The sequence below is a fragment of the Bradyrhizobium sp. DOA9 genome, assembly GCF_000617845.2.
GTDB lineage: Bacteria > Pseudomonadota > Alphaproteobacteria > Rhizobiales > Xanthobacteraceae > Bradyrhizobium.
In genome coordinates this window covers 753999-767828 of record NZ_DF820425.1, presented here as the reverse complement: position 1 = coordinate 767828, position 13830 = coordinate 753999, and the positions used below count along the sequence as shown (strand labels likewise).

The window sequence follows — 13830 nt, the reverse complement described above, 5'->3', positions numbered from 1 at the left end:
TCACGCGCGTTGATCGATTACCTCGGAGGTCATCAACGCGCGTGAAGCTCTCGCAAAGACTATTTCGCCGCCGTCACCATGATCTCGACGGTGTATTGCGGGGCCGCCAGCTTGGCTTCGACGGTGGCGCGGGCCGGGGTGTTGCCGGGCGAGACCCAGGCGTCCCACACTGCGTTCATCTCTGCGAAGGTCTTCATATCGGTGATGTAGATCGTGGCCGAGAGCAGCTTCGACTTGTCGGTGCCGGCCTTGGCGAGGTGGCCGTCGATGGTTGCCAGGATGTCCTGGGTCTGCTTCGTCACGCTTTCGCCGGCCGCCTTGTTGGCGACGACACCGGCGAGATAGACGGTGTTGCCGTGCACGACGACCTGGCTCATGCGCGGGCCGGTTTCAAAACGCTGAATGCTCATCTCGGATCTCCTGACTGGAATGGCGGCCCTGTCTAACCCAGCGGCTTGCGGTGTGCCACCCCTGGCACGCATGCATTGCCTGCCACGCATGCACCGTTCACGGAAACCGACTGAAGAACGTCCAGATCGTTTCGGCGCCGTCGATGTCGCCGTTCTGCAATCCGAGCAGGCTTCTGGCGACCTTCGGGAAGCGGGCATCCGGAGCGAAGCCTGGCATGCGGTGGCCGCCATGGTTGATGCGATAGAGCACGACGTCGTGCCCGGCCGGACAGCGCGAGCTGATCCGTGTCACTGTCGACTGGTCCGCCGGCGCCGCGTCGGGCATGTCGGTGATCCCGGCGTCGTCGGTCTCGCAGCCGTTGAGCCTGCGCCAGAACGCCAGCGTCTCGTCCGTCGACCAGAAACCCTCTGCGGCAAAATAGCTCGATCCGCGTCCGCCCTCGTAAGGGACCAGCGGATCGGCGGTCCCGTTCATGAGCAGCATCGGCAGCGGCCGTGACGGATGACAGGTGACGGCGGCTTCATCGCTGAGATTCATGATCACACTCGCAGCTGCCGCAAACAGATCGGCACGCGCGCAGGCCATGGTCATCGCCATGGCACCGCCATTGGAGATCCCGGCGACGTAGACGCGCTTCGGATCGGCCGTGCCGTCGGCCACCAGCTTCTCAACGAGCTTTGCGATGAAGGCGACGTCATCGGTCCCCGCCGGTGGTCCGCGCAGGGCGGGCCCCGCCTTCGTGCGCGCGTCCGCCCATGCGTTGTTGAGCCCGTCCGGAAACACCACGGCGAGGCCCTCGCGCCTGGCAACCTGCGGCCAGGCCGTCCGCGCAACCATGTCGGCGCCGCGCTGGGTCTTGCCATGCAGCACGATCACCAGCGGTGCGGGCCGCTTGGCCGGCAGTTGCGCGGTGTAGGAGCGCTTCACCCCGTTGACGTCGATCGTCTCGGCGGACGCAGCTGGCGCCGCCGCCAACGCAGCGAGCAGCGTTACGGTGCCCATCCACCGCCGCATGGTCTAGCCCACCGCCTTGGCGGCGGCACGGCCCGCATTGCGGCCCGAGAACAGGCAGCCGCCCAGGAAAGTCCCCTCCAGCGAGCGATAGCCATGCACGCCGCCGCCGCCAAAGCCGGCGGCTTCGCCGACGGCGTAGAGACCGGGAATGACACGGCCCTCTTCGCCGAACACGCGGGAGTCGAGATCGGTCTCGAAGCCGCCCAGCGTCTTGCGGGTGAGGATGTTGAGCTTCACGGCGATCAGCGGCCCATGGGCGGGATCGAGGATGCGGTGCGGGGAAGCGGTGCGGATCAGCTTGTCGCCGAGATAGCGGCGCGCATTGTGGATGTTCATCACCTGCGCGTCCTTGACATAGGGATTGGCGATCTCGCGGTCGCGCGCCTCGATCTGCATCTTGATGTGCTCGAGCTTGAGAAGATCGCTGCCGGCGAGCTTGTTCATTGCCGCAACGAGTTCATCGAGCTTGTCGCGGACAATGAAGTCGACACCATGGCTCTTGAACGACTCCACCGGCGCCGGCGCCCCCTTGTTGGTGGCGCGGCGAAGCGTCATGCGCCAGCTCTTGCCGGTCAGGTCCGGGTTCTGCTCCGAGCCCGACAGCGCAAACTCCTTCTTGATGATGCTTTGGGTCAGGATGAACCAGGAATAATCGTAGCCGGTCGACATGATGTATTTGAGCTGTCCGAGCGTGTCGGAGCCCGGGAACAGCGGCGCCGGCAGCCGCGTGCCTGTTGCGTCGAACCACATCGAGGAGGGACCAGGCAGGATGCGGATGCCATGGCGCGGCCAGATCGGGTTCCAGTTCTGGATGCCCTCGACGTAATGCCACATGCGGTCGCGGTTGATCAGCCGCGCGCCGGCCTTTTCCGTGATGCCGATCATACGGCCGTCGACATGCTCGGGCACGCCGGAGATCATGAATTTCGGGGGATCACCGAGCCGCTTCGGCCAGTTCTGCCGCACCAGCTCGTGGTTGCCGCCGATGCCGCCGGAGGCGACGATCACGGCCTGCGCCTTCAGTGCGAAGTCGCCGACCACGTTGCGCGAGGAGCTCTTGCCGCGCTCTGCATTGTCGGGCGCAAGAACGACGCCGTTGACGCCATCCACCGTGCCATTGGTGATGGAGAGCGCATCGACGCGATGACGGAATTTGAAGATCAGCCGGCCGGTCTTCATCGCCTCGCGTGCGCGGCGCTCGAACGGCTCGACGATGCCCGGGCCGGTGCCCCAGGTAACGTGGAAGCGCGGCACCGAATTGCCGTGCCCCATCGCGTCATAGCCGCCGCGCTCGGCCCAGCCGACCACGGGAAAGATGCGATGGCCCATCGCGCGCAGCCAGCCGCGCTTCTCGCCGGCTGCGAAGGCCACGTAGGCCTCGGCCCATTGGCGCGGCCAGAAATCCTCGTCGCGGTCGAATCCGGCCGTGCCGAGCCAGTCCTGCATGGCAAGCTCGTAGGAGTCCTTGATGCCGAGCCGGCGCTGCTCCGGCGAATCGACCAGGAACAATCCGCCGAACGACCAGAACGCCTGGCCGCCCAGCGACTGCTCGCCTTCCTGGTCGACGACGATCACGCGCTTGCCCGCATCGGCGATCTCGGTGGCGGCAACGAGGCCCGACAGTCCCGCACCCACGACGATGACGTCCGATTCTTCAACCATGCGTTCCCCCTCCAAGTTCTTCTCCCCTCCAAGGGTTCCCCCCTGTAATTGCCCGGATTGAAGCCAGCGGTTGCAACTGAGATCAAGGGTATGGCGCGCAAGACCTCGTTAACTTGTTCCACTTTGGGATGGGAGACCGGCTGGGTGCAGCGCGGACGCAACACTGGATTTGAATTTGTTTTGGGCCAGCAGGCCTGCCTAGACAAAACCTTGGTTACGACCGACGCTAGCCGTGCATCACCACCTGACACGCAGATTCGAATTCGACTGGGGCGGGGGACAATGAAGTTTCTGACGGGGTTGCTTGCGGCGGTTCTCCTGATCGCGGGCATGGGGGCTTCTCACGCGGTGGTTCGGATCGCGGATGACCGCGGCGGCCGGATTGGAACCTACGTCGACAAGTACCAGGACCTCAGGCAATCCGGCGAGACGGTCATCATCGACGGCCTCTGCGCCTCGGCTTGCACCATCGTCCTCGGTGCCATCCCGCACGACCGGATCTGCGTGACCTCGCATGCGACGCTCGGCTTCCACGCCGCCTGGGATTTCGGTGCCAACGGCCGCGCCATCACCAACCCCGAAGCGACCCAGATGCTCTATGCGATGTATCCCTCGCAGATCAGGCGCTGGATCGGCCAGCGGGGCGGCCTGACCCCGCGGATGCTCTTCTTGAGGGGCAAGCAGCTCGAGGCCATGTACAAGCCCTGCTACCTGGACGCGCAGGCCTCGACGACCAGGCCGTCGCGCCGGTCGCTTCCGCAGGCGGAGCAACTCGAATCGGCGCGGGGCCAGCTCCTTCGCTGACGTCAGCGGCCTGACGGCGTCCTGTGGCACCGGCGGGGGCGCCTTGCCCCGCTGGCGGTGCCTTGCCCGCAGCCGGCGCAAAGCCTATCTGAAAGCCAGGGAACCGGGGCCTTCGTCCCCGATCGTTGTCATGGCTCAACCGCTGCACCCAACACATCAGCTATCGGACAATTCGCCCACTGCCGGGCGGATGGCATCCGTGCTGCTGTGGGCTGGCGCGACAATCGGCGGTCTCGCCGTGATCGGCGCGCTGGCGCTCTGGTTCCACTATGGCAGCCAGGTGTTCTTCGAAATGATCAGGACCGGCTTCGCCGCCTGCTTCTGACCTGCGACAGGAAGTTTTCCGCCCATGAGCTCCGCCACCCGCCCGCTGGTGATCGCGACCGCCTTCGCCGCAAGCCTCGTCGTCGGGCTCCTGATCATGTTCTGGGCCATGGGCGAGGTCGGCAAGGTCGCACAGCCGGCCGCGATCGGCGGCCCGTTCCAGCTGACCGACCAGAACGGCAAGGCCGTCACCGACAAGAGCCTGAAGGGCAAGCCGACCCTGATCTTCTTCGGCTACACCCATTGCCCCGACGTCTGCCCGACCTCGCTGTTCGAGATCTCGGAAGTGCTGCGCGCGCTGGGCAGGGACGCGGACAAGGTCAACGCCATCTTCATCTCGGTCGATCCCGAGCGCGACACGCCGGCGACGATGAAGGATTACCTGTCGAGCTTCGATCCGCACCTGCAGGGCCTGTCCGGCGACCCCGCCGAGACCGCCAAGGTCATCACCTCCTACCGGGTCTATGCCAAGAAGGTCCCGACCAAGGACGGCGACTACACCATGGACCACACCGCGCTGATCTACCTGATGGACCGCGACGGCCGCTTCGTCTCGCCGTTCAATCTGAAGCGGACGCCGGAAGAGGCGGCGGTTGATTTGAAGCGCTATCTCTGAGCTTCACCCTGGCCGCAATCGGCGCTCGCGTTCCCGGCGGGATGGTCTATAAGGCCCTCCGATCCCGACGAAATTCATTCCTTCGGCCGATGGCTTCCTCGCAACAGGCGAAATCGTTCAAATCTGTCCGTGGCTTGCTGGCAGTGCTAGCGGCCGGCCTTTGCCTGCTCGGCGGCCTCACCGAGGCGAGCGCGCAAGCCCCCGCCAAGCGGCCGCCGGCAGCACCTCAAACCGGCCCCCAAACCACCCCCCAAACCACCCCCCAAACCACCCCCCAAACCACCCCCCAAGCCGCGCCTCAAGCCGCCCCGCAGGCGGTGCCCGGGTTCTGGGACCCGCGCCGGCGGCCGGAGCGGCCGGACCTGTCGCGCCTGACCGTGATCCGTTTCCTGACCGAGACCGACTATCCGCCGTTCAACTTTACCGGCGCCGACGGCAATCCGGCCGGCTTCAACGTCGATCTTGCCCGCGCGCTGTGCGAGGAGATCAAGGTCACCTGCACGGTGCAGATGCGGCGTTTCGAGACGTTGGTGGATGCACTCACCTCCAACCGGGGCGATGCCATCATCGCCTCCATGGCGGTGAGCCCGCAATTGCGCGCCCGCGTCGACTTCACCGATCCCTATTACCGCGTGCCGGCGCGCTTCGTCTCGCGCAAGGATGCGGTGATGCCGGAGATCCGCCCCGAATATCTCGAAGGCAAGAAGGTCGGCGTCATCGCCGGCTCCGCGCATGAGGCGTACCTGAAGGCGATGTTCACCGATGCCGAGCTGCGTGCCTATTCCAATGACGATGCGATGCGGGCAGCCCTGCGCAAAGGCGAGGTCGACTTCATCTTCGGCGACGCCATCTCGCTGGCGTTCTGGATCAACGGCACGGATTCGGCCGATTGCTGCGCCTTCTCAGGCGGTCCCTTCGTCGAGAGTCGCTTCTTCGGCGAGGGCATCGGCATCGCCGTGCGCAAGGGCAACGACGTGCTGCGCCAGGCCCTGAACTGGGCGATGTTCCGGATCTGGGAAAAAGGCCGCTACACCGACCTCTGGCTGCGGTATTTCTCGGTCAGTCCGTTCTGACCTTTCGCCTCGCCCCGCCTGCGGCGGGGGACGCGCTTGTCACGCCCATTCACCACGCCAAAGATTCCAGGTCCCGCCCGCAAACGAATTCCGCTATTGAGGGACGCGGCAATCGTTCCGTCCTTTTCCCGCGAGCATTCCGCGTTCGTCGATCCGTTTGTGCGTGGGTCAATGCAACTTTACCTCCCGATCGCCGATCTCCCGGTCAACGTCTTCCTGGTGCTCGCCATGGGCGCGGCGGTCGGCTTCGTATCCGGCATGTTCGGCATCGGCGGCGGCTTCCTGATGACGCCGCTCCTGATCTTCATCGGCATCACGCCGGCGGTCGCGGTGGCCTCCGTGGCGAGCCACATCGCGGCCTCCTCCTTTTCCGGCGCGCTCTCCTATTGGCGGCGGCGCGCGATCGATCCGGCGCTGGCGAGCGTCTTGCTATGCGGGGGCGTGACCGGCACGACGCTCGGCGTCTGGACCTTCACCCAGCTGCGCGCACTCGGCCAGCTCGACCTCATGATCGCGCTCTCCTACGTCGTGCTGCTCACCACGGTCGGCAGCCTGATGTTCTCGGAAGGGTTGCGCGCCTTGATGCGGACCCGACGCGGCGCGCTGCCGCCGCGCCGCACACACAACTGGATCCACGGCCTGCCGCTGAAGATGCGGTTCAAGCGTTCGAAGATCTATCTCTCCGTCATTCCCGTGGTGATCGTCGGCATCATGATCGGCTTCATCGGCGCCATCATGGGTATAGGCGGCGGCTTCATCCTGGTGCCGATCATGATCTATCTCCTGAGGGTGCCGACCTCGACGGTGATCGGGACCTCGATGGTGCTCACCCTCGTCACCATGCTGTTCGCGACCATGCTGCACGCGGCGACCAATCACCTGGTCGACGCCGTGCTGGCGCTGATCCTGATGGTCGGCGGCGTCACCGGCGCGCAGTTCGGCGCCCGCGCCGGCCAAAAGATCCGCGGCGAGCAGCTGCGGCTGCTGCTGGGCCTGCTCATCCTCTCGGTCGGAATCCGCTTCGCCATCGAGCTGGTGATCCAGCCCTCCGATCTCTTCACCATACGCGAGCTCGGAGTGAGCGGATGAGGCGCACGCTTCTCGCCATCGTCCTCGTCCTGCTGCTCGGCGGCGCTGCGCGGGCCGAGCGGCTGATCGTGTCGGTCTCGAACCACCGCGTCACGGTGACGCCGAACTATTCCGGCGAGGAGCTGGTGCTGTTCGGCTCGGTCGAGAAGGATGCGGCGACGCCGGCAGACCGCACGGACTACGATCTCGTCGTCACCGTGATGGGCCCGCGCGCCGACATGGTGACGCGGCGGAAAGAGCGCACCTTCAGCATCTGGATCAACACCGACTACCGGCAGTTCCTGCAGGTGCCGAGCTATCTCGCGCTGTTCGCCAACCGCCCGTTCGACGCCATCACCTCGCCCGAGATCGCGCGGCGGCAGCAGATCGGGCTCAACAACGTGCTGCTGACGCAGCGGGTCAGTGGCGACTTTGCCGACGTGGTGCCGAACGATGCCTTCCGCTCGGCGTTCATTCGCCTGCGGACCCAGCGCGGGCTCTATCGCGAAGACGCAAGCGCGGTGACGTTCCTGACGCCGACGCTGTTCCGCACCGGCATTCCGCTGCCCGCGGAGGTGCCGATCGGGACCTACGAGGTCGAGATCAAGCTGTTCGCCAACGGTGCGTTCATCGGCAAGACCGAGACCGCGTTCGAGATCGTCAAGGTCGGCTTCGAGCAGTTCGTCGCCACCACCGCCCGGCAGAACGGCCTGCTCTACGGCCTCGCCACGGTGGCGATGGCGCTGATGACGGGATGGATGGCCTCGATCGTGTTCAGGAAGGACTAGCCGCGTACTCCGTCATTGCGAGCGCAGCGAAGCAATCCAGAGTCCCTCCGCGGAAAGATTCTGGATTGCTTCGCTGCGCTCGCAATGACGATGTTGCGATGGCGCGCCTCCACATCGCCTACACCTTCGCCTTCGCAGCCCGCGTCACCAGGTAGATGCCGAGCGCGACCGGAATGATGCCGAGCAGGTCGCGCGCCTCGATGTGCTCGCCGAGAACGAGGAACGCGAACAATATGCCGAGCGGCGGCATCAGGAAGTGATAGGCGCTGGCGGCGGTGGCGCCGCACACCTTCAGGAGATGAAACCAGAGCCAGGAGGCGAGGATCGAGCCGCCGAGCACGAGAAAGGCGAAGGCGCCGATCAGGCCCGGCGTAAAGTCGATCGCGTGGACATCGGCGAAGGTGAACGCGATCGGCGCGAGCACGATGCCCGCGGCGAGGTTCTGCACGCCATTGCCGATCCACAACGAGCCCTTGGGCGCGAGCAGCTTGAACAGGATGGTGCCGGTGACGATGGAGGCGAGCGAGGCCAGCGTGAAGCCGATGCCGTGCAGCGAATCGGTGCCGACCGACAGGCGGTGCCAGACGATTGCGGTCACGCCGATGGTGCCGAGCATGAGGCCGCTCGCCTTGCGCCAGGTCATGCCTTCGCCGAGCAGCAGCGCGGCAATGCCCGCGGTGAACACCGGATTGGCGGAGACGATCAGGCCACCGAGACCGGCCGAGACCGATTGCAGGCCGGTGTAGCCGAGCCCGAGATAGAGCGCGTTGTTGGCGATGCCGAGCACCGCGAAGATCGCGACATCGCGCCACGACAATGACCAGGCTTCACCGCGGATCAAAGTGGCACCCAGGATCAGGATGCCCGCGAGCGAGAAGCGCGCGGCGAGCAGGATCAGCGGCGGGCAATGGGTGACCCCGATCTTGCCGGCGACGAAGGCGTAGCTCCAGAGCAGGCAGAACAAGCCGATGGCGAGCGGCAACGTGTTGAAGCGGCTGCGGGGCACGGCAAGCGAGGGGGCGAGCGACATGAGGGCTTTCTCCTGAGCCCTCGATCTAGGGACGCCGCTTGTCATTTGGAAATTAAATGATTAACTGCCGATGAGTGGATTTTCGAATGGAGAGGGGCCGTGCTCGATCTCGAGTTGCTGCGCAGCTTCGTCTCGGTGGTCGAGGCCGGCGGCTTCACCCGCGCCGGCGCGCGCGTCCATCGCACGCAATCGACCGTGAGCCAGCAGATCAAGCGGCTGGAGGAGGATGTCGGCCAGGTGCTGCTGTACCGCGACGGCAAGGACGTGCGCCCGACCGAGGCCGGCGAGCGGTTGTTGTCCTATGCGCGGCGGCTGCTCTCGCTCGCGGAAGAAGCGCGCGACGTGCTGCGGCAGCCGGGCGGCGAAGGTGCGATCCGGCTTGGCATCCCCGAGGACTTTGCGGCCTACCGCTTGGCAAGACTGCTGGGCGCGTTCTCGCGCTCGCATCCGGGGTTGCGGCTCGACGTGCGCGCCGACCAGAGCAAGCATCTCGCCCGCGATCTCGAACGCGGCGAACTCGACCTTGCGCTCTACAAACGCGAGGCCGGGGCGAAGGACGCGATCGCGGTGTGGCCGGAGCGGGTGCACTGGGTGACCAGCAAGAGCCATCCGGTCGATGTCGACGTCCCCTCGGTGCCGCTGATCGGCTTTCCGCTCGGCTGCGTCTATCGCGCCGGCGCCATCCACGCGCTGGAAAGCGCGGGCCGCGCCTGGCACACCGCCTACACCTCATCGAGCCTCGCCGGCATCCAGGCCGCAGTCGCCGCCGGCATGGGCTTGAGCATCCTGTCGGAGATGGCGATCCAGTCCGATCACCGCGTGCTGACGGCAAAGGACGGCTTTGCACCGATCAACAAGACCGAGGTGGCGCTGATGGCGGCGCCGGATGCGAGCCCGGCAACGCTGCGGCTCGCGGATCGTCTCGCGGAGTTTTGCGATGCGGTGCAGAGCAAGGCGGCTTGAAGGTGCTCACTTGGCCGCGGACATCAGCTTGTCACCGCACGCGCTTGCGTAGAACTTGCCGCCACATTGGCGCTTGATCGCAGCGCAGCGGGCCGCGGGCGACGCATTCTGCGGCACCGCGAAGCCGCAACTGAGGCCGTCGGCGCTGCGACCGGGTTTGCCGGTGGCAAACGCCGCGCTGGTGGCGCTGATGCAGACGACGAGCAGGGCCGCAGCGGCGATTTCGATCAGCAGTCTCACGGTCCTCTCCTCCACACTGATGGCTGAATCTTTCGTAATCTAGCACCGAATCTGGGTTTCTCCGTGCTCCTCCGGGTTCCCAACTCGGCCCGTTCCTTGCATAATTTTGCGCCAGCGCAGTGCACGGCCGCCGGGCGACAGTTCCGGTGCAAGGGCAGGACGCGTAGATTGGTGTGAGAGTTTCGACCTAGGAAGTGACGGCCTTGCAGGATTCATCGTTCCAGCCCAATTTTCCGGCCCCCGGGCAGCCCATCGACGAACTCGCGCTGGCCGAGATCAAGGGCGCCATCCTGGCAAAGCTGCGCCTTGCCATCGGCAAGGACGCTGGCATGGCGACCAGGCACGATTGGTATCAGGCCGCGGCGCTCACGCTGCGCGACCGCATCGTGCATCGCTGGCTCATGGCCGAGAAGCACAGCTACGACGCAGGCCGCAAGCGCGTCTATTATCTGTCGCTCGAATTCTTGATCGGCCGCCTCTTCACCGACGCGCTCAACAACATGGGCCTGCTGCAGATCTTCGAGGTCGCGCTCGGCGATCTCGGGGTCTCGCTGCCGGAGCTGCGCAAATGCGAGCCGGATGCGGCGCTCGGCAATGGCGGCCTCGGCCGGCTCGCCGCTTGCTTCATGGAGAGCATGGCGACGCTGGCGATCCCCGCGATCGGCTACGGCATCCGCTACGATTTCGGCTTGTTCCGCCAGATCATCAATCAGGGCTGGCAGCAGGAATATCCCGACGAATGGCTGAGCTTCGGCAATCCCTGGGAATTGCAGCGGCCCGAGGTGATCTACGACGTCAATTTCGGCGGCGGCGTCGAGCATGTCGACGACAAGGGCCGCGACCGCGCGATCTGGCATCCTGCCGAGACGGTGCAGGCGATCGCCTATGACACGCCGATCGTCGGCTGGCGTGGCCAACACGTCAACGCGCTGCGGCTGTGGTCGGCGCGCTCGCCCGATCCGCTCAAGTTGGATGCCTTCAACAAGGGCGATTATGTCAGCGCCAGCGCCGAGCAGGCCCGCGCGGAGGCGATCTGCAAGTTCCTCTATCCGAACGACGAAAGTCCGGCGGGCCGCGAGCTGCGGCTGCGCCAGGAATATTTCTTCGTTTCCGCCTCGCTCCAGGACCTGGTGAAGCGGCATCTGTCGTCCGATGGGCAATTGCGCAGCCTCGCGGGCAAGGTCGCGGTGCAGCTCAACGACACCCATCCGAGCCTTGCCGTCACGGAGTTGATGCGCATCCTCGTCGACCTCCACAATTTCCGCTGGGACGAGGCCTGGAAGATCACGGTCGCCACGCTCTCCTACACCAACCACACGCTGCTGCCGGAGGCGCTGGAGACCTGGCCGGTCGAGCTGTTCGAGCGCCTGTTGCCGCGGCATCTCGAGATCATCTACCGCATTAATGTGCAGCATCTGGCGCTCGCTGAGGCCCGCTGCCCCGGCGATATCGATTTCCGCGCCTCGGTCTCGCTGATCGACGAGAAGAGCGGCCGCCGCGTGCGCATGGGCCAGCTCGCCTTCGTCGGCTCGCACCGCATCAACGGCGTCTCGGCGATGCATTCGGACCTGATGCGCGAGACCGTGTTCCACGACCTCAACCATCTCTATCCCGGCCGCATCACCAACAAGACCAACGGCATCACCTTCCGCCGCTGGCTGATGCTGGCGAACCCGAAGCTGACCGATTTGTTGCGCGAGACCTGCGGCGATGCCGTGCTCGACGATCCGACCCAGCTCTCGCTGATCGAGGCGCGCGCCAGCGACGTCGAGTTCCAGAAGAAATTCCGCAGCGTCAAGCACCACAACAAGGCCCAGCTCGCCCGCCTGATCGGCGAACGGCTCGGCATCAGGGTCGACCCGGGCGCATTGTTCGACGTGCAGATCAAGCGCATCCACGAGTACAAGCGCCAGCTGCTCAACGTCATCGAGACGGTCGCGCTGTACCAGACGATCAAGGACGAGCCCAACGGCAATTGGGTGCCGCGGGTGAAGATCTTCGCCGGCAAGGCGGCGGCGAGCTATCGCTACGCCAAGCTGATCATCAAGCTGATCAACGACGTCGCCGAGATCGTCAACAACGATCCGGCGATCGGCGGCAAGCTCAAGGTCGTGTTCCTGCCCGACTACAATGTCAGCCTCGCCGAGGTGATCATTCCCGCCGCCGACCTGTCCGAGCAGATCTCCACCGCCGGCATGGAGGCCTCCGGCACCGGCAACATGAAACTGGCGCTGAACGGCGCCATCACCATCGGCACGCTGGACGGCGCCAATATCGAGATCCGCGACCATGTCGGCGCGGAGAACATCGCGATCTTCGGCATGGAGGCCGGAGACGTGATGATCCGCCGCAAGCAGGGGCTGGATGCCTCCGACGTGATCCGCAGGTCGCCGAAGCTTCAGCGCGCCATCAACGCGATCGGCGCCGGCGAGTTCTCGCCCGGCGATCCCGGCCGCTTCGAATCCATCGCGCATGCGCTGCGTTATCTCGACCATTACATGGTCAGCGCCGATTTCGATTCCTATTACGAGGCGCAGCGCGCGGTTGATGCGCGCTGGCAGGTGGCGCCGGCCTGGACGCGCGCCTCCATCCTCAATGTCGCGCGCATGGCCTGGTTCTCCTCGGACCGCACCATCCGCGAATATGCCGAGGAGATCTGGAACGTGCCGGTCAACCCGACGACGCCGCTGCTGCCGAACCTGCGCGACGCCGCGGGCTGATTTTTCCGCAGCGTGGAAGCGGCGTTACCTGCGAGGTTATTGCATCTCGGCAAGCGGATGATGATATGATCATCATCATCCCCAGGCGGGGTCGGTGAACCGATGCCGCCACCTCACCACCGTCATTGCGAGCGCAGCGAAGCAATCCAGACTGTCACTGCGGAACGATCTGGATTGCTTCGTCGCAAGAGCTCCTCGCAATGACGGCTGTGGAGGAATCGAGGACCAACAATGCACGCCAAGCTCCCGCACCCGTTCGACGAGGCCACGCGCGTCACTGCCGGTGACAGCAGCTGGCAGGGACACACCAGCGACGATTACTGGGCCTTTGTCGGACCGTTCGGCGGCGCCACCGCCGCGACCATCCTGCGGGCGCTGATCGAGCATCCGCAAGCCGCCGGCGATCCGCTCGCGCTCACCGTCAATTACTGCGCGCCGATCGCCAAGGGGCCGTTCGATCTCGACGTGCGGCTGGTCAAGGCCAACCGGTCCAGCCAGCACTGGAGCGTCGAGCTCAGCCAGGGCGGCGGCGAGGTCGCAACGCTCGCCACTGCCGTGTTCGCCGAGCGGCGACCGTCCTGGGAGCACCGGGTGGCGCAGTACCCGGATGCGAAGCCGTTCGAGCAGACGCTGCCATTCCCGAAGATCTCGGCATCCTGGGCCAACCAGTACGAATTCCGCTTCGTCGAGGGCGAGATGCGGATGGGCCCGCCGCAGGCCGAGCTCGCCAGCACCTATTCGAAGATCTGGATCAGCGACCGCGCGCCGCGCAAGCTCGACATGCTGTCGCTGATGTCGATGTCGGACGCCTTCTTCGGCCGCATCTTCCACGCCCGCCGCGAGCTGGTGCCGTTCGGCACGGTGTCGCTGACGACCTATTTCCACACCGATGCCGAGGAGCTCGCGGCTGAAGATATCACGCGCGTGCTCGCGACGGCCGATTCGAAGATCATGCACAAGAGCTACGCCGACCAGAACGCCGAGCTGTGGTCGCCGAACGGCCGGCTGCTCGCGACCACGACGCAGATCGCGTATTTCAAGGCGTGAGCTGCTTCCCCGTCATTGCGAGGAGCGTAGCGACGAAGCAATCCAGAAACCCTCCGCAGAGGCGGTCTGG

General features: G+C 65.5%; 14 protein-coding genes. 9 read left to right on the top strand and 5 right to left on the bottom strand.

Going from position 1 to position 13830, the window contains the following annotated elements; all coding sequences use genetic code 11:
• Positions 1–59: 59 nt before the first annotated feature.
• The 3 genes from BDOA9_RS03525 to BDOA9_RS03515 form a co-directional block, all read right to left on the bottom strand.
• Positions 60–410 carry a RidA family protein gene (locus BDOA9_RS03525; protein ID WP_025032572.1) on the bottom strand — a complete coding sequence of 117 codons (351 nt, stop codon included), beginning with the start codon at positions 408–410 and terminating at the stop codon, positions 60–62.
• A 97-nt stretch (positions 411–507) separates the two neighbouring features.
• Positions 508–1425: an alpha/beta hydrolase family esterase gene (locus BDOA9_RS03520; RefSeq protein WP_025032571.1), complete on the bottom strand. Its 918-nt coding sequence runs from the start codon at positions 1423–1425 to the stop codon at positions 508–510.
• Between the two features lie 3 nt (positions 1426–1428).
• Positions 1429–3087 carry an FAD-binding dehydrogenase gene (locus tag BDOA9_RS03515; RefSeq protein WP_025032570.1) on the bottom strand — a complete coding sequence of 553 codons (1659 nt, stop codon included), beginning with the start codon at positions 3085–3087 and terminating at the stop codon, positions 1429–1431.
• Positions 3088–3369: 282 nt separating this feature from the next.
• On the opposite strand from BDOA9_RS03515, the gene BDOA9_RS03510 reads away from it, so the two are divergent.
• The 6 genes from BDOA9_RS03510 to BDOA9_RS03485 all read left to right on the top strand — a co-directional run bounded on the left by BDOA9_RS03510 (position 3370) and on the right by BDOA9_RS03485 (position 7760).
• Entirely contained in the window at positions 3370–3891 is a 522-nt protein-coding gene (locus tag BDOA9_RS03510) for a hypothetical protein (protein WP_025032569.1), read from the top strand.
• A 199-nt stretch (positions 3892–4090) separates the two neighbouring features.
• Positions 4091–4216, top strand: coding sequence for a hypothetical protein (locus tag BDOA9_RS40105; protein WP_271505625.1), 126 nt, complete (start codon positions 4091–4093; stop codon positions 4214–4216).
• A gap of 24 nt (positions 4217–4240) precedes the next feature.
• Positions 4241–4831 carry an SCO family protein gene (locus BDOA9_RS03500; RefSeq protein ID WP_025032567.1) on the top strand — a complete coding sequence of 197 codons (591 nt, stop codon included), beginning with the start codon at positions 4241–4243 and terminating at the stop codon, positions 4829–4831.
• Between the two features lie 89 nt (positions 4832–4920).
• A complete protein-coding gene (locus BDOA9_RS03495; RefSeq protein WP_025032566.1) occupies positions 4921–5904 on the top strand; it encodes a transporter substrate-binding domain-containing protein in 984 nt (327 codons plus the stop codon).
• 171 nt (positions 5905–6075) lie between these two features.
• Positions 6076–6993: a sulfite exporter TauE/SafE family protein gene (locus tag BDOA9_RS03490; RefSeq protein ID WP_025032565.1), complete on the top strand. Its 918-nt coding sequence runs from the start codon at positions 6076–6078 to the stop codon at positions 6991–6993.
• Entirely contained in the window at positions 6990–7760 is a 771-nt protein-coding gene (locus BDOA9_RS03485; RefSeq protein WP_025032564.1) for a TIGR02186 family protein, read from the top strand. The genes BDOA9_RS03490 and BDOA9_RS03485 overlap by 4 nt, the downstream gene beginning before the upstream one ends.
• 118 nt (positions 7761–7878) lie before the next feature.
• Here BDOA9_RS03485 and BDOA9_RS03480 read toward each other — a convergent pair whose 3' ends face one another.
• On the bottom strand, positions 7879–8790 hold the full coding sequence (locus BDOA9_RS03480; protein WP_025032563.1) for a DMT family transporter: 912 nt from the start codon (positions 8788–8790) through the stop codon (positions 7879–7881).
• Positions 8791–8889: 99 nt separating this feature from the next.
• Between BDOA9_RS03480 and BDOA9_RS03475 the strand changes: the two genes are divergently transcribed.
• The gene (locus BDOA9_RS03475) at positions 8890–9753 is read left to right on the top strand and encodes a LysR family transcriptional regulator (protein WP_025032562.1); all 864 of its coding nucleotides are present in this window, start codon (positions 8890–8892) and stop codon (positions 9751–9753) included.
• Positions 9754–9759: 6 nt separating this feature from the next.
• Here BDOA9_RS03475 and BDOA9_RS03470 read toward each other — a convergent pair whose 3' ends face one another.
• Entirely contained in the window at positions 9760–9993 is a 234-nt protein-coding gene (locus BDOA9_RS03470) for a hypothetical protein (protein WP_025032561.1), read from the bottom strand.
• A 203-nt stretch (positions 9994–10196) separates the two neighbouring features.
• Between BDOA9_RS03470 and BDOA9_RS03465 the strand changes: the two genes are divergently transcribed.
• Positions 10197–12713, top strand: a complete 2517-nt coding sequence (locus BDOA9_RS03465; protein ID WP_025032560.1) for a glycogen/starch/alpha-glucan phosphorylase — start codon at positions 10197–10199, stop codon at positions 12711–12713.
• A 231-nt stretch (positions 12714–12944) separates the two neighbouring features.
• Positions 12945–13760: an acyl-CoA thioesterase gene (locus tag BDOA9_RS03460; RefSeq protein WP_025032559.1), complete on the top strand. Its 816-nt coding sequence runs from the start codon at positions 12945–12947 to the stop codon at positions 13758–13760.
• Positions 13761–13830 lie beyond the last annotated feature (70 nt).